Genomic DNA, 22,527 nt, shown 5'->3' with positions numbered 1-22,527 from the left:
GGCGCATCATCCAAAGAGGCCGTGGAGAAACCAGCGTGGGTCGTCGGCCTCCGCGCTGCCCGGCCGCTCTCTGTAAATCCAGTAGCAGCTTTGATCGTTCGCCTGTGCGACGAAATAATCGCGGCTGGTCAGGTTGTTATCGAACCATCCGGCTTCTATGCGTTCCGCCGGCGACACCGTTTTCAGCGGCGAGCCATAAAACGGCCGATGGTTTTTCATCATCAGTTGCAGCGGCTTTTCCAGCAGCCATGCGGGACGCGGCAAATCCGACGGCATGCCTTCGGGCTTGGCGGGAAGAGAAGTATCGGTGACGGAAATCCAGCGGTTCGCACATTCCGGCCGATGATCCGACGACGGCGCCGCCCGCAACACATTCTCAGGCCCAAGCCGCGCAACCAGCAATTCCAGCAGCCGGTTGTGGTCTTCGGGCGAGCCGCCGGGTTCGGGGAAAAGCGTTTCGGTTGGCGGTTCGGCTGCCTGGATTTTTGCAGCGGCGAGCCGCATGGCGATGACCGCCGCCACGAGTTCCGTGCGCCCGAGCCGCTCCTTGAAAAGGCGCACGAGATGATGTTCGTGCCAGGTCGGTTCGGCGAGCGCGATCTGGATAACGGTCGGGTCGATGGCGCTGCGCCCGCGCTCATGCTCCAGCGTGAGCGTGGCGTGGGTAAGCGCGAGTTGCTGCGTGCTCAGCCAGCCGCACATTTGCACGATCAGCCGGCGCGCGGAAAACAGCATGGCTTCCGCATTTTCGATGCGATCCGGCAATTCGATACGCGCGCTGAACGCCGGCGGCACGGCGAGCCATTCGTACAGTTCGGGCGCGATGCCGTACGCGCGATCCAATGAATCGAGCAGTGCGACGCCGCAGCGCTTTTTCAGGCCCGCGCGCGGCAGACGCCGGATATCGTTCAAGGTCTTGCAGCCGAGTCCCGCGAACCAGTCCGCGAACGCGCGCACTTCCTGCACGGATTGAAACGGCAGCGTGCCGAGCTTGCGTTCGAGCGACGCCATTTTCAGCACGCGCCGTCTGACATGGGCGCGGCCTGCAGCTTTGGCAAGCAGCCACGCGCCCTGACCCGTAGGCGATGTACTCACGCGCGCGGTGAGGCCGATTGCATCGACGATATTCCGCATCTGCTGACACAACTTCACGATACCGCCAAACAGCCGCAAGCTCGCCGTCACATCCATAACGATGGTTTCCTCGTCGCACAACGCGACCATGGGCGAGAATTTCATCAGCGAAAAAGCGGCCTCGCGCATCACGTCCTGTTCCTTGACCAGGTCGCGCTCGAACATGAGCGTGTCGGGCGATAAAGTCAGCACGCCGCCGCGCTTCATGCCCACGCACACGCCGGCCTCGCGCGCGCCCGGGTCCACGATCAGGACCTTGTCGTGGTCGAGGACGACGCAGCCGTGTTCTGGCCTAAGCGACCAGCGTGGACGGAACACTTCCAGCGACAACCGCGGTAGATGAATGCCGACGTACACGGGCATGAGGGCTCAGCAAAATGGGAGAAGGTTGCAGGGTGACGGACAGTCTTTCGGCACGGATCGGGCCTTTGCGCTTGATGACATCGACAACAATGCCGCTGCCCGCCGGACGCACCGCCAGCCGCAACGTAGCCGGCGACGAATCCGGTGCGCAGGCGAGCGGGCGCACCACCAGGAACAGTGTTTCAGACGATTGCGCGGCCAGATGCAGGCGCCGCAGCGACTCGGGGCGTATATGTTGCTGCCAGAAAACGAGCGCGCCACAGCTGCCGGTCTTGAGAATTTGCTCGGCCGACCAGAGGGCATCGGCCATTTTTGCCGCGCGCAACTGCAGCAGTTTGTCCAGGGGCACGCCCAGATAGGCGAATGCAAGGGAGTTCGGGATATGAGGCGGCTGCACGAGCGCGATGGGACGTTTGCTCACGGCGGCGAGCGCCGGTCGCAGCAGTCGCACTTCGCCCACGCCCGGTTGCTGTACCAGCAACTCGATCAGCGTTCCCACTGGCCAGCCGCCGCCCGGCAACTCGGCGGAGAGCACGGCATAGCCCGTGTCGACCGTCTGCCCGTGCAAGCGTGCGAGCTGCGACCCGCGCCACAGGGCGGGGTGAATCTCTTCGACATTTTTGGGCAGGGCTGACATGGCAAATTTAACTGTATGGATGTACAGTACTTTACTTGAATTTGATTCAACGGGAACTGCCCCTTTTTAAACGCGGGCAGGAAATCATCGCCAACAAACGTGGGGAGTAGATGCGGTGAGCATTCTGGTCGGGACGGCTTCGTGGACAGATCCCACGCTCATCAAGTGCAAGCGTTTTTATCCGCCGGGGTGCTCCAGCGCGGAGGCGCGCTTGCGGCATTACGCGTCCGTTTTTCCTATCGTGGAAGTGGATTCGAGCTATTACGCCATGCCGAATGCGGCAAATTCCGTGCTCTGGGCGGAGCGAACGCCGCCTGGATTCGTGTTCAATATCAAGGCGTTCCGCTTGTTCACAGGGCACCAGACCGCGCGCGACATGTTTCCGGCGGACATGCAGCCGCACTTGCCGCAAAACGGCAAGACGAGCCTGTACTACAAGGATTTATCGGGGGAATTGCAGCGGGAATTGTGGTGCCGGTATTTCGAAGCCATCGAGCCATTGCGTGTTTCCGGCAAGCTCGGTGCGGTGCATTTCCAGTTTGCGCCGTGGGTGATCTGCAATCCGCACGGGATCCGCCATGTCGAGCACTGCGCGGACGTCATGAGCGCCATGGACGGCTACACCATGGCGGTCGAATTTCGCAACCAGACGTGGTTCGATGAAAAGCGCCGCGAATCCACGCTCGCCATGGAACGCGAGCGCGGGCTGGTAAACGTGGTGGTCGACGAACCGCAAGGATCGAGCAACAGCATTCCGGCCATTTGGGAGACCACGCATCCCGGGCTGGCGCTGATCCGTCTGCACGGGCGCAATCACGAGACGTGGAATATCAAGGGCGCGGTGGCGTCGTCGTCGAGATTCAACTACGAGTACAACGACGACGAACTCGATCCCATCGCCAGCCAGATCATCGAAATCTCGAAAGCCGTCGATATGACCCACGTGGTCTTCAACACCAACTACGAAGACCAGGGTCAGAGGAATGCGTTGAAACTGATGGGGTTTCTGGATCAGGCGTGATTACTCGGTATGCACGCCAAAGCCGACTTGGTCCGGCGCGATATCGGCACGTAGCGTAAGTGCCGGGATGTCATACGCGCCGGCATTTTGGCGGCGAAATGCGATTGGCTCGGCGGTCCAGAGTTAGTTTTGCGCCCTTGAACATGTGATCGTATCGACGGATGGCGGCGGCTTTCGCGGCATTACGGATGAGTCGCTTGCCGAGGCGGGTCTCACGCGGCGCGTCGTGCTTTCGGTGCCGCACTTCCTCTTCATGATGCAGGTGCTGGCGAGCACGGACCTGGTTGCAATGATGCCGTCGCGGCTCGTTCGCAACACGAGCACGCTACGCGTGGTCGAGCCGCCCGTGGATGTTCCCGGCTACGAGCTGGCCATGCTCTGGCATGAGCGGTCGCATCGGGATCCTGCGCACAGGTGGTTGCGGAAGTTCATTGCGCAGGGCGTTTGAGCGGACCCATGTCCGGTCTCTATCACCCCTCAACCGTTTCCTTGTGCCGGTCCTTCTGGCAATACTCGATGAGACCATCGATTGTTGCCGCAGCGTCATTATGAATTGCCGGTCCGTGCATCGGGAATATCCATTCGATATCGTATTTCCTGATCTTGACCAAGGCATCATGCAGATGATCGAGGGAGGGAAGATATCCGGAGTTTTCTATCGATGCCACGATCTCCCGCACCGGGCTGCCTGACCTTTCTTCCACAGGTCCATATCGCATGAAAATGTCGGATGAAAAAAGCGCCTTGAAGCGAGGAAGATAGACAACCAATGCGTCCCACTGATGCACATGCTTAACGAAGATCGGAACAACCTGTTCGCCGTTGATGTTGATCGGCACCTCGTCCTTCAACGGTTTTGTCTTGACTGAAAAAATGTCTGCAAGCGCATGGGCGCAAATGGGGTGTGCGTACGTCACCAGATTTTTATTGTGCGCGATGAACTCAGGAAGAGCCCCCATTTCATCGGCCTCGAAGTGAGGAACAACGACGCTGCTTACCGAACCGACATCTATCCCCGCAGAAAGCAGGTTCGACTTCAGCAAGGGGAAATCGCCCCTCATGCCAGTCTCTATACAAAGAGTTTCGCCAGATGGAGTTCTGACAAAAAACTGCGAGAAGCCAAGATCCAGTTTTTCGATAAAAATATTATGTCTGTAGATCTGGTCCGCGAAGATATCAACTTTCGACGACTTCATTTATGTGTCTCCATTGCAGTTTCGAATTGGCGAAGGGCGATACTTCCGCGTCTTCCGAATTTCTCCAGGTATGCGCGCACGTAGCTCTCTTCGCCGTACAAAAACGCAATATCTGTTGGCACCATGTTTCGGATGGCAATCAATGGAACCGGTGCTTGCAGCGGACGAAAATTCTTGTTCCACAGCCCGGGTTCCTCGCAATCCTGGAAGAATTGGCCAATCATCAAGTGTCGTTCCACAAACGCCGGCTTTAGCTGCTTTTGAACATATTCTACTGCGGCTACGGCATCGTCGAAATTAGCCGGCACAATAATCCTGCACCGGTACACGTCCTGGTTTGCACCGCTTTGCAAGAACTCCTCCATGTGCAACTCCACGTCCGCCAATAGACATGAAACGCTTTTGGATCGATTCCTGTAGAACTCGACGGATCTTTTCAGCATCGCTGTTTTGGCGAACGGGCAGACGTCGCCCAGCCTTCCCAGTTCGGTGTTGGGCGCGCAAAGAAAACGTTCGATCCACTCGATGACGCTGGAGAAGCCTTCGTCGACTGATGCTTCGTCAAGAGACAGACGTTCTGAATCTGACAGGCTTGATGCCATGGTCAACCTCATCGATGGCTGATTTCGGATAACTGAAAAAGGGGATTCAAGCCTTGTCAGGATCTGGCGCAGCCGTCAGGCGCTCGTCCGTCCAGCAGGTGTTGTCGATGAGGGCATTTCTTTTATGAGCCGCCCCCAATCATAGTCATGTCGGTCGGGCAAAAAGCGCGAGACGCCCGCACCTGGCGTGAACGTCAGTTCGCCGAAGAATATTTCGTTGTCCGGTGCATAAAGGTCCACGCGAACATAACCGAGGCCGTCGGCAAGCAACGTGGCGATCCTCACAACCTCATCCCAGTTGGGCAACGGCGCGGCAGGGACCGTGCTGCAAGGGTATTCGCCCAGCACGACATCCAGCCGGTTCCACTGGGCGTCGTAGAAATCATGTCTTGGGCTGCCGAACCGGTCGGACACCACGCCCGTATAGATGATAGGGTCGCCATCTTTGCGCCCGAAGATATTCATCTTGAAGTCAGCCGGCACTGCGCCGCTGCTGTCGAGCAGCAACTTCTCGAAGTAGATGCGCGGTTTTATCGGCCGATAATGCCGTTCACGTGAGGCGTCGTAGAAGTTGGTCGACAGCCATTCATCCGCGAGCTGGCTGAGTTGTTCGAACGACACAGTAGACTTGTCCCGGACCACCTTGACGAACCCGCATCCATGGTTTGCTTTCATGACGAATGCAGCCGGAAGCGAATCGAACACTTCTTGCGTGAACACATCGGGCGCTGCAAGCAGAGGGATCAGATACTTCTCTCCGACCTTGCTTTTCACGTAGTCGCGAACGGCGAGCTTGTCGGTCAACGTGGTCCACAGCGGATCAGGATGAAGGCAACGATCGAGGATGATTTCATTGAATGTCGTGGCGTTTCTCAGGTTGGGAAACCGTCCAACTCTTTTACGATGCGACAGGAGCAGGAACACGTAATCAGGAAGAAAATACTTCACGCCCCGAAGCACACGCTTGAGGAGCGAAGGGCGCTTTTTAATTTCAACCGCGTTGGCAGGAAAAAGCGTTTGCTTCGCCAGATTGTTTGGAGTGCTCATTGGAATGCCTCATCGCCTGGGTAAACAAGAGAATGAATCTGGCGCTCAGGCCAAGCGGGAAGAACGCCCCACGCAGGATTCCTCTGGAGATTGCACGAAGTGCCGCGAGGAATGGTTCGCTCTCGTTCTCTCAACCTGTTTTATGCTGCAATGAAGCATAGGCGATCAAATGCGCCTCGGAGCTGACCTGTCCGAAAGTCTTGAGGTCTTGGCGCAATTGCGAAAGCGGATTTTTGTTGCGACGCACTTATCGGTTACGCTGCAGAATATTGGTGCTGTTTGACCGGCGATTTCGCTGTTGCCGAGTGCTCGCTAACTGAAATGGTTTGTCAGGTTTGGACGCTCAGCAAGCACCGGCGCTGCCAGTCACGAACCCTCACGAACCGCTTACTCCGAGGCTCTCGAGTAATTTGCCTCGTGCGGCGGCGAGCCATGGACCGTTGCGATCGCGTGGCCGTCCATCCGGAATTGCAATCTCGCGGGCAATGCGGCCGGCGCCGCCATGTCCCGACGGTGTCATCAGCAGCACGCGATCGGCCAGGTAAAGAGCCTCATCGAGATCATGGGTGACAAGCAGCGTCGCCGTCTTGCCACCGCTTACAAGCGATAACAGCAGGTCCTGCAAACGCATTCGGGTAATGGCGTCCACAGCACTGAACGGTTCGTCGAGCAGCAGAAGATCAGGGTTCGTGAACAGCCCGCGCGCGATCGCCACACGTTGCGCCATGCCACCGGACAAATGCTTGGGAAGCGAAGAACGCGCGTTTGCGAGGCCAACCTGCGCAAGCAGTTCACCAACGCGCGGGTCGCTGCCCCGGCGAGGTCCCGCCGGAAATGCGACGTTGTTGGCGACATCGAGCCAGGGCAACAGGCGCGGTTCCTGGAAAACCACGCCCACCCGGCTGGACGGTCCTTGCTGACGCTGGCTGTCGAGCAGGACGTCGCCGTCGTAATTACGATCAAGCCCGGCGATGATACGCAGCAGCGTACTTTTCCCGCAGCCGCTCGGACCCACGAGACTGACGATCTCGCCCGCCTTGATCGTCAGCGAAATACTGTCCAGCACAACACGCGTGTCGTAGCGCTTGCCGGAAACGCGGACGTCGAGCAAGGCGTCGGCTGTGCGGGGTAGGGTCAGCATCAGTTGGAGAGGCTGGTGTCGCGCCAGGAAAGCACACGGTTCTCGGCGAACTTGAGCACGGTGTCGCTGAGTTTCCCCAGCAAAGCCAGCAGCAGGATCGCGCCGAACACAAGGTCGGGACGGCCCGTTTCACGGCCGTCGCTCAGCAAATATCCTAGGCCGCGTGTCGCCGCGATCAGCTCGGCGGCCACCATGAACATCCATGCAAGGCTCAAGCCGGTTCTCAAGCCCGTAAAGATTTGCGGCAATGACGCGGGCAGCAAGATGCGCACGAACAATTCCGCGTGGCTCAGACGGTTCACTTCGCCAAGTTCGACAAGCTTGCGGTCGACATCGCGAATACCCGCGACCACTGCGAGGTGAACGGGAAAGAACGCGCCAATGGCGATAAGCGTAATCTTTGGCGCTTCGTCGATACCCATCCATAGAAGCAGGACGGGCACCCACGCGAGAGAAGGAATGGAGCGCAGCGCCTGGAAGCTCGGGTCGAACAACGCGTCGAGCCGGCGGCTCAAGCCCATTGCCGCACCGAACGCAATAGCGGCTGCCGCCCCAATCATGAATCCTGCTAAAACCCGCAAGCTGCTCGCGCCGATGTGCCGCGCAAGCCGTTCGCCGCCAAGCTGCCAGAGCGCTTCGGCGATGGTGCTCGGTGCCGGCACGAGATGTCCGGGAACGACTTGAAGACGTACAAGTACTTCCATCAGCGCGAGGAATACGATGGGCAGCAACAGCCCCGCGATCCGCCAGCGTTGCAGCGCAGAACTTGGCCGGCGTTCCGGCTTGGCGAGCGGCCGGGGAAGCGCTAACGAATCATCAGATGCCATCGCCTGTGTCCCGGCCTGCTTACTTGCCACCAGCCGAAGCAATGACCGGCTGGGCAACCTTGGTATCGATCAGGGCATCGATCACCTGGTTCAGGTCCGTCCCTGGTTTGACCAGTTGCTCCTGGGTAAGAATTGGAGCTGCGGCCTTTAGCGCATCGATCTGCTTTTCGCCCGGTTGCGGCTGGCTGAAGTCGTTGCGGCTCAATTGCAGTTTCGCAACCGGCAGCGACACCTTTGATTCTTGCGAAATGATCTTCGCCGTTTCATCCGGATGAGTACCGATCCACACGCGTGCATGCTCGTACACCTTCAACACGCGCGCGAGCGTATCCGGGTGTTCCTTGATGAAGTCTTCGCGCGCGTTCAGGAATCCATAAGTATTGAAATCAACGTTCCGGTACAAGAGGCGCGCACCGTCGTCGACCTGTGCGGCGGCCATGTGAGGATCGAGTCCGGCCCAGGCATCGACTTGTCCGCTTGCCAGCGCGGTGCGGCCATCGGGGTGCTGCAGATTCACGATCTCCACGTCATCGCGCGTCAGGCCGGCGGTATGCAGCGCACGCAATGCAAAGAGAAACGGATCGGTGCCTTTGGTTGCCGCGATCTTCTTGCCCTTGAGATCGGCCACTGATTTGAGCGGCGAATCCTCGCGCACGACCAGCGCCGTCCATTCAGGACGCGAGAAGATGTACACGGCGCGGATGGGATTGCCGTTTGCACGGCCGAGCACGGCGGCGAGACCGGCTGTCGAGCCGATATCGATTGCGCCGCTGTTAAGGTATTCCAGCGCCCGATTGCTGCCAAGGCTCAGCACCCACTTGATCTTCGTGTGATCCGGCGCGAACTCCTGCTCGAGCCAGCCCTGCTGTCTGATCACCAGGCTCTCGGGCGAATAATAGGCATAGTCGAGCTTGATCTCCTCGGGCCCGGCAGCTTGCGCGATCGCCGGGTACGACACGGCCACGGCGGCAAGCAATGTGGCGCAAAAAGCCGTCAAACGGCTGAGCGAATGGAACAGTACTGCGCCCCGGCTGAATTTCATGGATTGGTCCCTGACGCTTCTTTTGAGTAGCCCATTAATCTAATGGCGGTGGGCGTCAGCGAGAACCAATTAAAGTTCACAACGAAAGCAGCCCGCAACATATGGCCGGGAATACATCTGAGCTTTTTGTGGCGGCTGGCTTAGCGGGCGACTCACGCACGCAACCAAATTCATTCCGGGATGAATTGCGCGCAGGAGTCTCGTGGCGATACCAATTGATCATGAAGCCGGCAAAGCCGTGACTCGCCGACACTGGCGCCGAACGCGGATCCGAACGAGCTGAGCCCTGGAATCAGCGATTCGAGCGAGGCGCGGTCGTGCGCGCAATGCCGGCAGTTGCGGCACAGCTGTGTGACGGCGTCGCTGGAAGGCGCTTGAACCGCTGCCCTGTTCATTGACCGAGTGAACTCCAATAGCCTGCAAACACGTGCACGGAAAGCAGATAGCCGATCACCACATTCACCACGACGCCTGCAGTGAACGCGAGAAACGGCTTCGCGCCCGTAGCCGACAGACGTCCCAGCCGCGTGGTCAATCCGATACTCAGGAAGCAGAACGTGAACGCCCAGGTCCGCAGCGCTGTAATCGGCGCAACGAAGGCGGGCGTCACGACGCTCCGGTACTGCGCGAGGGAATAGTGGCTGCCTATCCACGTGACGAGCGCCGATGCAACAAGAAAGCCGAACACGAACTTGGGGAAACGCGTCCAGATCTCCTTTGCTGTCGTTTCGGTTTTTACGGCGCCGGGTTCGTCACGATCCCAGCGCGTGGTCGCAACTATGGCGAGCACAAAGGCCCAGATGCCGATCCAGATATCACGGCCGACCACCTTCATCAGGGTGAAGGCTTGCAACGACGCTTCGGGTGCTCCGGCGATGGCGTTTCCGGCGTGCTTCGCGAGATCGCCATACGCTTGTGCGGCTGCGATGCCGGCGGCATCGGCGAATTCGGACGTGCCGATCCACGCGCCGGCCACGCCCGTCGGCAGACCAAGCGCGCGCGAGGCGAACGGCAATGCAAACACCATGACAATCGCCCAGACCACAACGAGGGTGATCGCCACCGACGCCTGTTCGCGTTTCGCCCTGACAGCGCCCGCAATGGCAATGGCCGCGGACACGCCGCAAACGGCGCCGCCAACGCCGAGCACGGCAGCAAATCGCTTGTCCAGTCCGATGGCGCGGCCAACCAGGAAGATCACGAAAAACGTGACGAGCGAGACCACGGTCGCCTGTCCGATCGCAACCGGCCCCGCCCATACGAGCAAGGTGAAAGGCAGCGTCGCGCCCAGTAGCACGATACCCACCTTGATATAGAACTCGACCCGCAACGCCGGTACGAGCCACGCAGGGAGTTTCACCACGTTCGATACGACCAGCCCCAACGCCAGCGCGATTAGCGGCGGTTCAAGGTTATAGGTCGATGAGTTCACCCACGCCCCAGCGACAAAGATCAGAGTTGAAACCACGAAGACGACGAGAAAGCCCGGCAGGAACTGCGTGACGCGTTGCCCGAGCGCCGCGGCCGCGACGCTGAACAAGATGGCGAACAGAACGAACAGTGCGATGTAGTTCGGCAGATGCTGGCCGAGGTCGGAGGAGGCTTGTCCCAGATGCGCCCATTTGGCCGGAGCCACGGCCAGCCACTTGATGCTCGTTCCCGAAGCGAACAACAGATAGGCGACGACGATGATTCCCAGGCCGATCCAGACTGCCCACCAGTCTTCGGTCCGGAACGGTCCGCTCGCGGAGTCTTGAGAACGGCCTTCAGCTTTGTAAGGGGCGTTTGTTGTTTGTGTATCGCTCATTGCAGTTCTGAGAAGAGGAAAGAAAAGCTGTATTTCGCCAATGTATGGATTACTGAAAACCATTATTGGCGGATCGAAACGGCGGGCGCCAATATCGATTCGCTATTCGTATATCGCGAAATCTCATTAGAAAGATTTCAGTGAACCGGGATTACGTGTTCAGGTGCCGCGCTCCGGGCGTTCGCCAACCCTTCTTTAGAAATGAGTTTTTATTGGTTCGGCTTTCCACGGGGTTCTCGCATAGTGGCAACTGATGGCTATAGACGGTTGCAATCTCCTGCAGATTGCCAGGGCATCAAGTGCTTAAGACTGGAAAACAAGGAGCTTGCATGACAGTGGAACTCATAGAACGCGTCAACAGCCCGGTACTCGATGCAGCGCGCGCCGCCGCTTCCGCCGCGGGTCTGCCCTTCGCCGGCGGAATTGCGCCGCGCGATGCGCTGGCCCTGGTGGAATCGGGCCATGCGGTGCTGGTCGATGTTCGCACGGCGGAGGAACGCAAATTCGTAGGTTATGTGTCCGGCAGCGTGCATGTGCCCTGGGCGACGGGGACGAGTCTCACGCGCAATCCGCGTTTTGTGCGCGAACTCGAGGCGAAGACGGGCAAGGACGCAGTGGTGCTGTTGCTCTGCCGCAGCGGCAACCGTTCGGCGCTTGCAGCCGAGGCCGCCACCAAAGCGGGCTTCTCGAACGCGTTCAATGTTCTGGAAGGTTTCGAAGGCCAACTCGATGCACAACAAAGGCGCGGCACACAAGACGGCTGGCGTTTTCTCGGCCTTCCGTGGGTGCAGGATTAAGTCGTCGTTCATCACGGCAAAACGCCGATAGGGATTCAACTGTGGCTGCATTTGACATCGACGACATCGTCCAGTCGCTTCAGACGGTCCGCCAGCAATGGCGCGAAGTCCAGAAGCGCTCGCTTGAACCAGGCGGGCGCGAATTGCCGGCGCGCGAAGCGCTCGCCGGCATTGTCGAGACGCTCAAGGGCGTGCTGTTTCCCATGCGGCTCGGGCCGCCCGACCTGCGTCAGGAAAGCGAGAACTTCTATGTAGGCCATGCGCTCGACTCGGCCTTGCACGGCCTCTTCGGGCAGGCCCAGCTCGAACTGCAGTATCGCGGCCGCCATCTGGCGCGTGACGATGCCGCCGTGCAAGACCGGGCCAGCGCCGCCGTGCGCGCCTTCGCGGCGAAGCTTCCGCAGATTCGCTCGCTGCTCGACAGCGACGTGCTCGCGGCGTACCACGGCGATCCCGCGGCGGGCAGCGTGGATGAGGTGTTGCTGTGCTATCCCGGCATCCTCGCAATGATCCATCATCGGCTTGCGCACGAGCTCTACAAGCTCGACCTGCATCTGCTCGCGCGCATCGTCGCTGAACTGGCGCATTCGGAAACGGGCATCGATATACATCCGGGCGCGCAGATCGGCTCGGGCTTTTTCATCGATCACGGGACGGGTGTGGTGATCGGCGAGACTGCGGTCATTGGCGACCGCGTGCGTGTCTATCAGGCGGTGACGCTTGGCGCCAAGCGTTTTCCGCGCGATGCCGCAGGACATCTGGAGAAAGGGCTTGCCAGGCACCCGATCGTGGAAGACGAGGTTGTGATCTATGCCGGGGCGACCATCCTTGGCCGCGTGACGCTGGGACGTGGCGCCGTGATTGGCGGGAACGTCTGGCTCACGCACGATGTTCCGCCGGGCGCGAACGTGACGCAGGCCGTCACGCGCAGCGAGGGCCAGGCTCGACTCACGCAGGTTCCGGCATGACGACCGTCGTCCATGTCTTTGGTTTGACCGTCAGGCAGTTGCGCGAGGCGAAGGCCTGGTCGCAGGAACAACTGGCCGAGCAGGCGGGACTCAACCGTTCGTATGTGGGTGAGATCGAACGCGGCAAGGTGACGGCGTCGATTGTGACCATCGACAAGCTGGCCCGCGCTTTCGATATACCCATGGCGAATTTACTGGAGGGCCGCGTTTTCCCTCACCGATAATTGCCGAAAGTGGTCTATAGCATGTTGAGCGGGCGCCGGGAGGTCTTGATAATGAATTCCTCTTCTAAGTATTCCCGTTTTTCTTCTATAGACCTCGGAGCTACGCATGACGGCAACAGTGGGCGGCCAGACGGCGCTCGGCGATAACGCAGCACGGCAACTAGCCAATGCCACCAAGACCGTTCCGCAACTTGCGACCATCACGCCACGATGGCTGACGCACCTCTTGCAATGGGTGCCGGTCGAAGCGGGCATCTACCGTTTGAATCAGGTCAAGAATCCGGAAGCCGTGAAGGCGGCGTGCACGCAGCGCGAAGATGAAAGCATGCTGCCGCGCACTTTCGTGCCCTACGAAGAAAACCCGCGCGAGTATTTCCTGAACGCGGTCAGCACCGTGCTCGACGTGCAAACGCGCGTGTCCGATCTGTACAGCAGCCCGCATGACCAGATCAAGGAGCAGTTGCGCCTGACGATCGAGACGATCAAGGAGCTGCAGGAAAGTCAGCTAATCAACAATCCCGACTACGGCCTGCTTGCAAACGTAGCCGAAGAACAGCGCGTGTTTCCGCTGACCGGCGCGCCGACGCCTGATGACCTTGACGAACTGCTGACACGCGTCTGGAAAGAGCCCGCATTCTTTCTCACGCATCCGCTTGCCATCGCGGCGTTTGGGCGCGAGTGCACGCGGCGCGGTGTGCCGCCGCCGACCGTCAGCCTGTTCGGATCGCAGTTTCTTACGTGGCGCGGCATTCCGCTGATTCCGTCGGACAAGGTTCCGGTTGCGGACGGCAAGACCAAGATCCTCTTGCTGCGCGTGGGCGACAAACGCCAGGGCGTGGTCGGACTGTTTCAACCGGGCGTAGCCGGTGAGCAAGGGCCGGGTTTGTCGGTGCGCTTCATGGGTATCAACAACCACGCCATCGCTTCGTATCTGATTTCGCTGTACTGCTCGCTCGCGGTGCATTCGCCTGACGCACTGGCGGTTCTGGATGACGTGGAGATCGCGAAGTACCATGACTATCCAGATACCTACAAGTAATCCCGTGGATCGCGCAGCGCTTCCAGACGTGCCGCAAGGCTTGCCGCCCGCAGGTTTGCCGGATGTCGCGACGCTTGCCCGGATGGCCTCGGAGTTTTTCTCCGCCGTCCCTGGAAGCGCGACGCCCGCAGCGGCCAGTCTTGGAAGCGGCGGAGGTGAATCGTTATCGGCGACGTTGCCGTTCACCGCTCCCGTGCTGGCCTCCGCGTCCAATCCCGTACCTCCCGGCTCGCCGTTCGCGGGTCCGGGGGGCGCGGGCACTGGCGTGCCGGGGCTTTCTGTTCCCCAGGGGCAAGTAGCCGGCGCCAACTTGCTGCCGTCATCGCCCACGCATGTGTTGTCGCTGGGAAATCGCGTGCCGGCGCTGGCGCCTCATGCCGTGGCGCAGAACAATCTTCCCGATACGGTCGTCACAACAGCCCCGGCAGTGGAGCCGCGATTTGGCAGCCATACGCTCGGGGCCGGTACCGAGGCGTCGCCGTTTTATTTCCTTCGGGATTCTGACGCGCGTCTGAACGGAACTGACAAGATTCCGCTGCCAGGGTCCGGCGCTACCACAGCGGAACAGTTCGGATTGCCAAGCGTTGAAAGCCTGCAGTTACGCACGCCGGAAAGACGTCTTGCCGAGACATCGAACGAATCGCGCAAAACAGATTCGTTCTATTTTCTGGACCACGCGAGTGCGCCAAAAAATCGCGAGCCTGGATTGCACGCTGCTTCGGCGCACCCGCCTTTCGATGTCAACGCAATCCGCCGTGACTTTCCGATCCTGCAGGAGCGCGTGAACGGCCGGCAACTGGTCTGGTTCGACAACGCCGCGACGACGCAAAAACCGCAGTCGGTGATTGATAGGCTGTCGTACTTCTATGCGCACGAAAACTCCAACATCCATCGCGCGGCGCATGAACTGGCGGGCCGCGCCACGGATGCGTACGAGGGCGCGAGGGATACGGTGAAGCGCTTCATTGGTGCAAGTTCACCGGATGAAATCATCTTCGTTCGCGGTACGACCGAGGGCATCAACCTGGTTGCCAAGACCTGGGGTGTGCAGAACGTCGGCGAAGGCGACGAGATCATCGTGTCCAATCTGGAGCATCACGCGAACATCGTGCCGTGGCAGCAACTGGCCGCGCAAAAAGGTGCAAAGCTGCGCGTGATTCCAGTCGATGACTCCGGTCAGGTTCGTCTCGATGAATACCAGAAGCTGCTCAATAGCCGCACGAAGATCGTTTCAGTGACGCAAGTATCGAATGCGCTTGGCACGGTCGTTCCCGTGCGCGAGATCGTGGCAATGGCGCATCGCGCCGGCGCCTGTGCGCTGGTCGACGGCGCGCAATCGGTCTCGCACATGCGCGTGAACGTGCAGGAAATCGATGCCGATTTCTTCGTGTTCTCGGGTCATAAACTGTTCGGACCCACGGGCATAGGCGTTGTGTACGGCAAGCGTCAGTTGCTCGAAGACATGCCTCCGTGGCAAGGCGGCGGCAACATGATCGCCGATGTCACGTTCGATCGCACTGAATTCCAGCCGCCGCCAAACCGGTTTGAAGCGGGCACGGGCAACATAGCCGATGCGGTTGGCCTGGCTGCGGCTATCGATTACGTGACGCGGGTGGGTATCGAAAATATCGGTCGCTATGAACACGAACTGCTTGAATACGCGACGAGCGTGTTGCAGCCAGTACCGGGTGTCCGGTTGATCGGGACGGCAAAGGACAAGGCGAGTGTGTTGTCGTTCGTACTGAAGGGCTATGAAACGGAAGAGGTCGGTCGGGCGCTGAACGAGGAGGGGATCGCCGTGCGTTCGGGTCACCACTGCGCGCAACCGATACTTCGGCGTTTTGGTGTCGAGACAACCGTGCGTCCTTCGCTTGCGTTCTACAACACGCGGGAAGAAGTCGACCGGATGGTTTCGGTTGTGCGACGCCTGTCGTCACGCCGGTAGGTAGCTCGGGACGTAAGTGGCATCAGAAAGAGCTTCGTATCTGCGGGTACGAAGCTCTTTTTTGCGTAATTTGTACGTCCGGCGAGCGGCCATAAACCACGATCACTGGATGTACGAACCGCCAACGCGCCGTGCCGCCGCGGTGTAACCAATGCGATGCACCGGCGCTACAGGATGCGTGGCGAGCGCTCGGTCCAGATGATGCCGAAGAAGATCGTCCTGATCTGACTTCATGGCGGCGTCGATAAACACCTGCTCGAAGACATCGCGCTGGGCATGACTGCCGCCGAGCCGCTGCATTTTGGGCAGCGCCGGAAGCATTGCATCGACACTTGCCGCGTAGTCCCGCCGCGCGTGAAACAGCACGGCCCGGCTTACCGGCAACGCGGCTTCTTGCAGGATCGATTGCCGCTCGCCGCGCTGCATCGGTACGGCATCCGTGATCTCCTTAAGCAATCGCTCCGCTGCTTGCCAACGTTCTGCACCGGCGAGCGCCATCATCCAGTGCGGGAGCGTCAGGGTCGCGAGCGTGTCGCCTATGCGCGCCTCGCCCAGATCCGCAAGCTCTTCCCACCGGTCCCCCGCAGCTACGCCATGAAGCTGGAGCCGTGACAGCATGGAGGTGGCGTTCAGCACATCGTTATACAAGTCAGGAACTGCTTGCAGTAACGGCGAAGCGAGGTTGCGAAAACGCTGATCGTAGAGATCCAAGACCTGATCGAATTCGCGCCGTTCGAGATGAAACATCGCACGATGCCACCAGAGGTGATGCTTGAAATTGTTCGCAGCGTCCCAATGCGGCTCGAGCCCGTTGAGAAAATCGATACCCTCGTCGCGCCGCCCCTGCATTTCCATCACGTGGGTCAGCGCATGCGTCGCCCACAGGTTGCCCGGCTCGCTCTCGATTGCCGCCCACCCGGCTTTTTCGGCGGCATCGTATTGACCGCATTCCTCGTTTGCAAATGCGCTGCAGGCCAGCACCGTTGAGTTGCCGGGAAGCTGATCGCTCCAATGCGGCATGACGTTCGTGACTTGATGAAGCATGCGCTGCGGAAGCCCGTACCAGAACGCTGTGTTGTGGTGAACGCGCAAGGCAAGCAGATCGCGCGGATGGACCGCAAGAATTTCCTCCCATACCGAAAGGGCGCGGTCGAGGTCGCCTTCGATCCAGTACGCGAGCGCCGCAACATGCGAACGCTCGCGATGCGTTGCGTGAACGGCGAACCGTTGTGCTTGTGCAAGCGCCTGCCGGGCGGTGCCGAGCTGCGAGGCGTTGAGCGGCATCATCGCGAAGTAGCCGGTCAGGACATGCGCCATCGCGAACCCGGGGTCGTCCGCGAGGAGCGTTGCAAGACGCGCACCGAGGTCGGCTTTGTAGTGGGTGTAGCCATCGATGACGAAGCGGTACGCATCGCTCGCTCGGTCACCGGTACTGGTCGAGATCAACAGCCCTTGTGCGTCGTACGACATGTGGTCACCTTGAGCACAATTGCTTCTATCGGCCAAGCACTGAAATAAACGCTGCTGTTTCAGGATGCCTTGGCCGTGCAAAAACTTCTTCCGATAAGCCCGACTCGATCACCGTGCCTCCGCTCAGGAAAACGACCTCGTGCGAAATGGCTGCAGCAAGACGCAGATCATGGGTGGCGAACAGCATGGTCATGCCCTCGCGGGCGAGCTGGCTCAATACATCGATGACTTCGGCCGCGAGGCCGGGGTCCAGCGCCGAGGTCGGCTCGTCACACAGAAGAATGTCGGGAGAGGGCGCCAGCGCGCGTGCAATGGCGACCCGCTGCTGTTGCCCCCCGGACAGGGTAACAGGCCACGCGTCCGCCTTTTGCGATATGCCCACCTTTTCCAGCAGCGCGCCCGCGCGTACACGTGCGCGCTCCTTGTCCCATCGTTGGACGGTAATGAGGCCTTCCATCACGTTCTGGATAACGGTGCGATGCGGGAACAGCTGGAAGTTCTGGAACACCATGCCTGTCTTGCGGCGAACTCTCAGCACCGATTCGCGGGAAGGCTGTTCCGTGCGGCTGAATTCGATGCGCTCGTCGCCGAGCGTGAGCGATCCGGCCTCGGGCACTTCAAGCAGGTTCACGCAACGCAAAAGCGTGCTCTTGCCGCTTCCCGATTGCCCGATGAGCGCCGTGACCGTCCCTTGTGCAATCGCCAGGTCGACCGATTTGAGTACCTGATGCGCGCCGAAGGACTTCTGGATTTTATCGAGCGCGATCATCACTGGCTCCGCTTGAAAAGCGCATGTTGACCGAGTCTTTTTTCGAGCTGAACCTGCGCGGACGACAGCACCGAACTGAACACGAGATAGATCAAAGCTGCTTCCGTGTACAGGATGAGCGGTTCATACGTAACCGATGCAATGCGCTGAGCCGCCTGAAAGATCTCGGGCACCGTCAGGACCGCGGCAAGCGACGTGTCCTTGACGAGCGCGATGAACGCATTGGCGAGCGCAGGCAACGCAATGCGCGACGCCTGCGGCATGATGGTTCGCCGCAGCGCTTGCGAGCGCGTCATGCCCATTGAATACGCGGCTTCCCATTGTCCGGTTGGAATCGATTCGATCGCGCCGCGGATTACTTCGGAGTTGTATGCGCCCACGTTGAGCGTGAAGCCGATGATCGCGGCGGTCAGCGGATCGAGCACGATGCCGACGCTCGGCAGGCCGTAGAAGATCACGAAGAGCTGAACGAGCAATGGCGAGCCGCGAATCAGCCAGACATAAAAACGTACGATTTTCACGGCCCACCGCGGACCGAACAGCCGGATGAGTGCGACTGCGAACGCCAGCGCCAGGCCCAGTGCAAACGATGCAATCGTGAGCGGCACGGTGAACACCAGTCCTGCGTACAGGAGCGGCCACAGCGACTCGCCCATCAAGTGCAGCCACGCCGGCATATCGGGAATCTCTGAAAAGAAACGGTGTTTAAGCTGATCGCGATATTACTTCGACACGTCCTTGCCAAAATACTTCTGCGAGATTTTTTCGTAGGTGCCGTCCGCCTTGATATCTGCAAGCGCTTTATCGATGGCGGCCAGCAGCTGCGGATTGCCCTTCTGGATGATGACGCCGGAGTACTCGGCGTCGGCCGAATCACTGATGGCTGCGATCTTCACCTTCGCGTCCGGCTTGTGTTTTTTGAAGTCCAGGAAGGACAGGCTGTCGTTGACGGTCGCGTCCACGCGGCCGGAGGTCAGCAGATCGATCGACTCGTTGAAACCCTGCACGCCCACTACGTCGGCGCCATGATCCTTGGCAATTTTTCCGAAGTTGCTGGTCAGCGTATTGGCGGACTTCTTGCCCTTCAAATCATCGAAGTTTTTGATGGAGGTATTGTCCGAACGCACGATCAGCGCCGCGTGCGACGCAATGTACGGCGTCGAGAAATCATACTTCGCCTTGCGGGCGTCGGTGATGGACACCTCGTTGATCACGGCGTCGTAGCGGTTGGCATCGAGTCCTGCGATCAGGCCGTCCCACTTGCCTTCCACGAACTCCGGCTTCACGCCGATGCGCTTGGCGATCGCCTCACCGATTTCGACGTCGAAGCCGGTCAGCTTGCCCGATGCATCGTGGTAAGTGAACGGAGCATAGGTGCCTTCGGTGCCGATCTTGAAGACGCCGGCGCTCTTGATGCCCGCCAGATCACCCGCCGCGAACGCGGTTGAAAGAGCCGCCAGCTGTACGACGCCCGCCATTAACAGGCACTGAAGAATTTTCATGATAGCGACTCCTTAAAAGCTTGATTGTTGGTCGTTTCGCGGATCGGCAAGTGTGGCCGAATTGCTTCGGCGCGACTGTATCAAGGAGCGGCAGTTCCACAAAGCACATCCAAGCCGAAGGTAATGCGCAAATCGAATAAAGGGGCACGGGAGACTACGCGGATGCGGCGCGGTTCGGTCGCCAATGTTCATACCATCATTGTCCGAAAGTCACTGGATGTTGGCGCATCCATACGCCGGCTGGGCGCGTAGTTACTCGATTAGGTTGCTCGCGGCAGGGCGCCGGCCTTTCGCGGGCCAGGATCGACGTCGCCTCTGTCAGCCTTTCCTGGGACCGTGCTTTGCTGCGGTCTGGCGGACGCGGATGTCCGCGCATTACAGGGCATACACCATGGTTACTCATCCCAAGAGGCTGGTCTTTGCAGGGATCTTCGTTGCGGCGCTTGCAGTTACTTCATATTTGCCGCGACTCATGCAAACCGGACTTCATCACAACCAGTCCGCAAACGATGCCTACGATGACGCCGGTTCCGCCGGCGGCATGCCCGACGGCGCGCCGGTGTCCGGAGCGGTATCGGCTGGTACGCGCGGCGACGAGTCGCCGGCCCGCATTCTTCAGGCAGTTCGCGACAGCCTGCAGCGCAATGATCTTGCGTCGGCTGAGGTGCTGCTTAGGGCGGCGCGCACGCTCGACATCAACAACCCGCAAGCCATTGCGCTCCAGCACGATCTGGATGCCCGCATCGCGCAAAGCGCACCACCGGTGACATCGACGAAGGGCGTGGTCACGACTCCGCGAGCAGAATCTCGTGAGATCCCAAGGGCAAGCCGCGCAGTCAATCGGACCCCGCAGATACGCGAACGCATCCACCCTGCACCGCCTCACGCACGCGAAGCACGCGTTGATGCCCAAGCGGCAAGCACCGGGAACACGCCGGCCGAAACCGTTCCTACAACTCCCGAAGTGATCGAGAAGCCAAAGGCCGCAGTAGTCGAAGCCGCCCCCGAAGTTGTGCATACGCCCGCACCTGTGGTCGTGCCTTCTCCAGTCGTGCAACAAGCGGTACGGCCCGCGCCTGCGCCTGTAGTCGAATCGTCGCAAGGACCAAAGAGCCGCGAGCAGGTCCGCGCAGAGCTGGAACGCGCTCGCGCGGATGGCAGCCTGCCGCGCTTCGGCAACCCCGATCCGGCCGGCCCCGGCGTGGCAACAATCTCAAAACCGCTGCCGTCGACGCCGAATCGATAAAGCCCGGCGGCAAGAAACAGCTAGTAAGCCTAACTTTCAAAACCGTCAATTTCCATTCGTTTACCACACAGGACGAACCGGTTGTATCGCAAAGCTCGATTGCGATTCGCAACGCGGTTCATGTGGTAAGCAAAGCGCCGAGGCGCATGGAGATGGCAATGGCACGTGATCTGACCGTAGAGCCGCAACTCGCAGTCGACGACATCCAAGGGGACATTCTCGTCGGCCTGTTGAAACAGCATGAACACCTGATGTTTTTTCAGATCGTCGACAAGCAGCGGTTCCGCAACTTTCTGAAGACCTTATCGCTTACCAGCGCGCAGGAATGCCTGGCACAGCGCGCTTTCGTCGACAAGAAAAAAGCCGAAGGCAGTTCGAGGCTGTTTCCTGCGCCCGGACTGAATCTCGCGTTCACTTTCGAAGGTCTGAGCGAACTGGACACTACGAACTTCGACACGACCAGCGTCCAGGCGTTTGCAAACGGCATGGATAAAAGCCAGCAAGCGTTGAGCGATGTGCCGTCGTCGCAATGGCGCATCCTGCGTCCCTCGGGCGCCTTGCATGGCGTCTTTATCGTCACGGGGGCGACGCATGAGGAAGTGGTGGACGTCGTCTCGTTGCGCCTTTCGCCGGCAAGCGACAATGGCTGGAAACTGCTTCATACCGAAGTCGGTCAGGTAAGGCCCGCGCCGACCAACGGTCACGAACACTTTGGGTATGCCGATGGCGTGTCGCAACCCGGCGTAAGAGGACTTGTCGCGGCAAATACGCCGCTGACACCGACCTTGCCTGGCGCCGAAGACTCGCAAGGCCAGCAGGGGCAGGATCTGCTCTGGCCCGGAGAGTTCGTGTTCGGCTACGCCGGTCAAAATCCAGCCGCCGCTTCGTTCACGGAAAAAGGTCCGGACGCAGTGCCTCCGGCGCCGTTCATGAACAACGGGGCGTTCCTCATTTTTCGCCGGCTTGCGCAATTGGTCCCGGAGTTCAATCACTCTGTCAAAGCCGCTTCTGAAAGCATCAGTACAACGGAAAATCCGTCAAGGCCGGATCGGTTCGGAGCACAACTGGTCGGACGCTGGAAAAGCGGCGCGTCATTGATCAATGCCCCGACCGAAGACAATCTGGATTTCGCAGAAGATACCGATGTCACCAACGCATTCGAGTTTGGTGGTGATCGCACCGGCGTGACCTGTCCGTTCGCGGCGCATATCAGGAAGGCTTATCCGCGAGACGACGTGATTAACAATACGACACCGACCGACGAGGAGTCAGATAAGGCCGAAGCCTTTACGCAGTCCCACCGGATGTTGCGCCGGGGAATTGCATTTGGGCCCGAGGTGACGGAACACGAAGCGTTGAGCGGCCACTCGTCGGACGATAAAAAACGAGGTCTTCTTTTCAAGTGCTATGTCACATCGATTGAAGACCAGTTCGAATTCGTGCAAAAGACATGGTGCAACAACGGCAATTTCGTCCAGCCGGGAAGCGGGGTCGATCCGATCATCGGGCAATCGGCGAACCCATCGAATCCGTTCCTCGGCGCGGCACCCACAACAACGAATGTCGCCGACAAACCTTCGATCAATCTCCGGAGCTTTGTGCATCTGGAAGGGGGAGCATATTTCTTTGCGCCCAGCTTAAGCGCAGTCAGATCCCTATAGCGAAGTCGAGTTCCGGCCGTAACGCGCCAATCGTGTTCGATAAAGAAAGCCTGCGTGGAAGTTTGCCCCTCGCGATCACCACGATGCTC

21 protein-coding genes and 2 pseudogenes are annotated in these 22,527 nt (G+C 59.6%); 9 read left to right on the top strand and 14 right to left on the bottom strand.

Annotated elements, in window-relative coordinates:
- Positions 1-6: 6 nt before the first annotated feature.
- Positions 7-1,497, bottom strand: coding sequence for a DNA polymerase Y family protein (locus HB633_RS04670; protein ID WP_213776892.1), 1,491 nt, complete (start codon positions 1,495-1,497; stop codon positions 7-9).
- A complete protein-coding gene (imuA, locus tag HB633_RS04665; protein ID WP_213776891.1) occupies positions 1,427-2,134 on the bottom strand; it encodes a translesion DNA synthesis-associated protein ImuA in 708 nt (235 codons plus the stop codon). The genes HB633_RS04670 and imuA overlap by 71 nt, the downstream gene beginning before the upstream one ends.
- A 115-nt stretch (positions 2,135-2,249) precedes the next feature.
- Between imuA and HB633_RS04660 the strand changes: the two genes are divergently transcribed.
- The gene (locus tag HB633_RS04660; protein WP_213776890.1) at positions 2,250-3,155 is read left to right on the top strand and encodes a DUF72 domain-containing protein; all 906 of its coding nucleotides are present in this window, start codon (positions 2,250-2,252) and stop codon (positions 3,153-3,155) included.
- Here the strand turns inward: HB633_RS04660 and HB633_RS30770 are convergent.
- A pseudogene (locus tag HB633_RS30770) lies at positions 3,156-3,284 on the bottom strand (flavodoxin family protein); the annotation flags it as partial.
- Between HB633_RS30770 and HB633_RS04655 the strand changes: the two are divergent.
- Positions 3,283-3,603: pseudogene (locus tag HB633_RS04655) on the top strand (LysR substrate-binding domain-containing protein); the annotation flags it as partial. The pseudogenes HB633_RS30770 and HB633_RS04655 sit on opposite strands and share 2 nt — an antisense overlap.
- A 22-nt stretch (positions 3,604-3,625) precedes the next feature.
- On the opposite strand, the gene HB633_RS04650 reads toward HB633_RS04655, so the two are convergent.
- From HB633_RS04650 to HB633_RS04620, 7 genes are all read right to left on the bottom strand, one after another.
- Positions 3,626-4,351: an MBL fold metallo-hydrolase gene (locus HB633_RS04650; protein WP_213776889.1), complete on the bottom strand. Its 726-nt coding sequence runs from the start codon at positions 4,349-4,351 to the stop codon at positions 3,626-3,628.
- Positions 4,348-4,953 carry a DUF6875 domain-containing protein gene (locus HB633_RS04645; RefSeq protein WP_213776888.1) on the bottom strand — a complete coding sequence of 202 codons (606 nt, stop codon included), beginning with the start codon at positions 4,951-4,953 and terminating at the stop codon, positions 4,348-4,350. Before HB633_RS04645 ends, HB633_RS04650 begins: the two co-directional genes overlap by 4 nt.
- Before the next feature lie 75 nt (positions 4,954-5,028).
- The gene (locus HB633_RS04640) at positions 5,029-6,000 is read right to left on the bottom strand and encodes an ATP-grasp fold amidoligase family protein (RefSeq protein WP_213776887.1); all 972 of its coding nucleotides are present in this window, start codon (positions 5,998-6,000) and stop codon (positions 5,029-5,031) included.
- 376 nt (positions 6,001-6,376) lie between these two features.
- Complete coding sequence (locus HB633_RS04635; RefSeq protein WP_213776886.1) at positions 6,377-7,141, bottom strand: ABC transporter ATP-binding protein; 765 nt, start codon at positions 7,139-7,141, stop codon at positions 6,377-6,379.
- Positions 7,141-7,968, bottom strand: a complete 828-nt coding sequence (locus tag HB633_RS04630; protein ID WP_213776885.1) for an ABC transporter permease — start codon at positions 7,966-7,968, stop codon at positions 7,141-7,143. Before HB633_RS04630 ends, HB633_RS04635 begins: the two co-directional genes overlap by 1 nt.
- Before the next feature lie 19 nt (positions 7,969-7,987).
- A complete protein-coding gene (locus tag HB633_RS04625; RefSeq protein ID WP_213776884.1) occupies positions 7,988-9,010 on the bottom strand; it encodes an aliphatic sulfonate ABC transporter substrate-binding protein in 1,023 nt (340 codons plus the stop codon).
- A gap of 391 nt (positions 9,011-9,401) precedes the next feature.
- Entirely contained in the window at positions 9,402-10,817 is a 1,416-nt protein-coding gene (locus HB633_RS04620; RefSeq protein WP_213776883.1) for a putative sulfate exporter family transporter, read from the bottom strand.
- Between the two features lie 329 nt (positions 10,818-11,146).
- On the opposite strand from HB633_RS04620, the gene HB633_RS04615 reads away from it, so the two are divergent.
- The 5 genes from HB633_RS04615 to HB633_RS04595 all read left to right on the top strand — a co-directional run bounded on the left by HB633_RS04615 (position 11,147) and on the right by HB633_RS04595 (position 15,790).
- On the top strand, positions 11,147-11,614 hold the full coding sequence (locus HB633_RS04615) for a rhodanese-like domain-containing protein (RefSeq protein ID WP_213776882.1): 468 nt from the start codon (positions 11,147-11,149) through the stop codon (positions 11,612-11,614).
- Positions 11,615-11,655: 41 nt separating this feature from the next.
- A complete protein-coding gene (gene epsC, locus HB633_RS04610) occupies positions 11,656-12,582 on the top strand; it encodes a serine O-acetyltransferase EpsC (protein WP_213776881.1) in 927 nt (308 codons plus the stop codon).
- A complete protein-coding gene (locus tag HB633_RS04605; RefSeq protein ID WP_213776880.1) occupies positions 12,579-12,806 on the top strand; it encodes a helix-turn-helix transcriptional regulator in 228 nt (75 codons plus the stop codon). Before epsC ends, HB633_RS04605 begins: the two co-directional genes overlap by 4 nt.
- Before the next feature lie 106 nt (positions 12,807-12,912).
- Positions 12,913-13,845, top strand: coding sequence for a family 2A encapsulin nanocompartment shell protein (locus tag HB633_RS04600; protein ID WP_213776879.1), 933 nt, complete (start codon positions 12,913-12,915; stop codon positions 13,843-13,845).
- The gene (locus HB633_RS04595; RefSeq protein WP_213776878.1) at positions 13,820-15,790 is read left to right on the top strand and encodes a family 2A encapsulin nanocompartment cargo protein cysteine desulfurase; all 1,971 of its coding nucleotides are present in this window, start codon (positions 13,820-13,822) and stop codon (positions 15,788-15,790) included. The genes HB633_RS04600 and HB633_RS04595 overlap by 26 nt, the downstream gene beginning before the upstream one ends.
- 102 nt (positions 15,791-15,892) lie before the next feature.
- Here the strand turns inward: HB633_RS04595 and HB633_RS04590 are convergent, their stop codons facing one another.
- From HB633_RS04590 to HB633_RS04575, 4 genes are read right to left on the bottom strand one after another with little or no spacing between them, the layout of a single operon-like run.
- Entirely contained in the window at positions 15,893-17,260 is a 1,368-nt protein-coding gene (locus HB633_RS04590) for a tetratricopeptide repeat protein (RefSeq protein ID WP_213776877.1), read from the bottom strand.
- Between the two features lie 25 nt (positions 17,261-17,285).
- Entirely contained in the window at positions 17,286-18,029 is a 744-nt protein-coding gene (locus tag HB633_RS04585; RefSeq protein WP_213776876.1) for an amino acid ABC transporter ATP-binding protein, read from the bottom strand.
- Positions 18,029-18,706, bottom strand: coding sequence for an amino acid ABC transporter permease (locus tag HB633_RS04580; protein WP_213776875.1), 678 nt, complete (start codon positions 18,704-18,706; stop codon positions 18,029-18,031). Before HB633_RS04580 ends, HB633_RS04585 begins: the two co-directional genes overlap by 1 nt.
- Positions 18,707-18,751: 45 nt before the next feature.
- Complete coding sequence (locus HB633_RS04575) at positions 18,752-19,531, bottom strand: amino acid ABC transporter substrate-binding protein (RefSeq protein ID WP_213776874.1); 780 nt, start codon at positions 19,529-19,531, stop codon at positions 18,752-18,754.
- A gap of 472 nt (positions 19,532-20,003) precedes the next feature.
- Here HB633_RS04575 and HB633_RS04570 point away from each other — a divergent pair, with 472 nt between their 5' ends.
- On the top strand, positions 20,004-20,777 hold the full coding sequence (locus HB633_RS04570; protein WP_213776873.1) for a DUF4148 domain-containing protein: 774 nt from the start codon (positions 20,004-20,006) through the stop codon (positions 20,775-20,777).
- A gap of 158 nt (positions 20,778-20,935) precedes the next feature.
- Positions 20,936-22,438 (top strand): Dyp-type peroxidase, encoded by a 1,503-nt coding sequence (locus HB633_RS04565; protein WP_213776872.1) that lies wholly within the window; start codon positions 20,936-20,938, stop codon positions 22,436-22,438.
- Positions 22,439-22,527 lie beyond the last annotated feature (89 nt).

This window comes from Caballeronia sp. dw_276 (assembly GCF_018449635.1).
GTDB lineage: Bacteria > Pseudomonadota > Gammaproteobacteria > Burkholderiales > Burkholderiaceae > Caballeronia.
The sequence above is the reverse complement of the archived record's forward strand: the minus strand, read 5'-3'. Positions and strand labels throughout refer to the sequence as shown.

Excerpts from the sequence above, each read along its gene's own strand:
- HB633_RS04670 (WP_213776892.1), bottom strand. The coding sequence starts at position 1,497 with ATGCCCGTGTACGTCGGCATTCATCTACCGCGGTTGTCGCTGGAAGTG.
- imuA (WP_213776891.1), bottom strand. The coding sequence starts at position 2,134 with ATGTCAGCCCTGCCCAAAAATGTCGAAGAGATTCACCCCGCCCTGTGG.
- HB633_RS04650 (WP_213776889.1), bottom strand. The coding sequence starts at position 4,351 with ATGAAGTCGTCGAAAGTTGATATCTTCGCGGACCAGATCTACAGACAT.
- HB633_RS04645 (WP_213776888.1), bottom strand. The coding sequence starts at position 4,953 with ATGGCATCAAGCCTGTCAGATTCAGAACGTCTGTCTCTTGACGAAGCA.
- HB633_RS04640 (WP_213776887.1), bottom strand. The coding sequence starts at position 6,000 with ATGAGCACTCCAAACAATCTGGCGAAGCAAACGCTTTTTCCTGCCAAC.
- HB633_RS04635 (WP_213776886.1), bottom strand. The coding sequence starts at position 7,141 with ATGCTGACCCTACCCCGCACAGCCGACGCCTTGCTCGACGTCCGCGTT.
- HB633_RS04630 (WP_213776885.1), bottom strand. The coding sequence starts at position 7,968 with ATGGCATCTGATGATTCGTTAGCGCTTCCCCGGCCGCTCGCCAAGCCG.
- HB633_RS04625 (WP_213776884.1), bottom strand. The coding sequence starts at position 9,010 with ATGAAATTCAGCCGGGGCGCAGTACTGTTCCATTCGCTCAGCCGTTTG.
- HB633_RS04620 (WP_213776883.1), bottom strand. The coding sequence starts at position 10,817 with ATGAGCGATACACAAACAACAAACGCCCCTTACAAAGCTGAAGGCCGT.
- HB633_RS04615 (WP_213776882.1), top strand. The coding sequence starts at position 11,147 with ATGACAGTGGAACTCATAGAACGCGTCAACAGCCCGGTACTCGATGCA.
- HB633_RS04605 (WP_213776880.1), top strand. The coding sequence starts at position 12,579 with ATGACGACCGTCGTCCATGTCTTTGGTTTGACCGTCAGGCAGTTGCGC.
- HB633_RS04600 (WP_213776879.1), top strand. The coding sequence starts at position 12,913 with ATGACGGCAACAGTGGGCGGCCAGACGGCGCTCGGCGATAACGCAGCA.
- HB633_RS04595 (WP_213776878.1), top strand. The coding sequence starts at position 13,820 with ATGACTATCCAGATACCTACAAGTAATCCCGTGGATCGCGCAGCGCTT.
- HB633_RS04590 (WP_213776877.1), bottom strand. The coding sequence starts at position 17,260 with ATGTCGTACGACGCACAAGGGCTGTTGATCTCGACCAGTACCGGTGAC.
- HB633_RS04585 (WP_213776876.1), bottom strand. The coding sequence starts at position 18,029 with ATGATCGCGCTCGATAAAATCCAGAAGTCCTTCGGCGCGCATCAGGTA.
- HB633_RS04580 (WP_213776875.1), bottom strand. The coding sequence starts at position 18,706 with ATGCCGGCGTGGCTGCACTTGATGGGCGAGTCGCTGTGGCCGCTCCTG.
- HB633_RS04575 (WP_213776874.1), bottom strand. The coding sequence starts at position 19,531 with ATGAAAATTCTTCAGTGCCTGTTAATGGCGGGCGTCGTACAGCTGGCG.
- HB633_RS04570 (WP_213776873.1), top strand. The coding sequence starts at position 20,004 with ATGCAAACCGGACTTCATCACAACCAGTCCGCAAACGATGCCTACGAT.
- HB633_RS04565 (WP_213776872.1), top strand. The coding sequence starts at position 20,936 with ATGGCACGTGATCTGACCGTAGAGCCGCAACTCGCAGTCGACGACATC.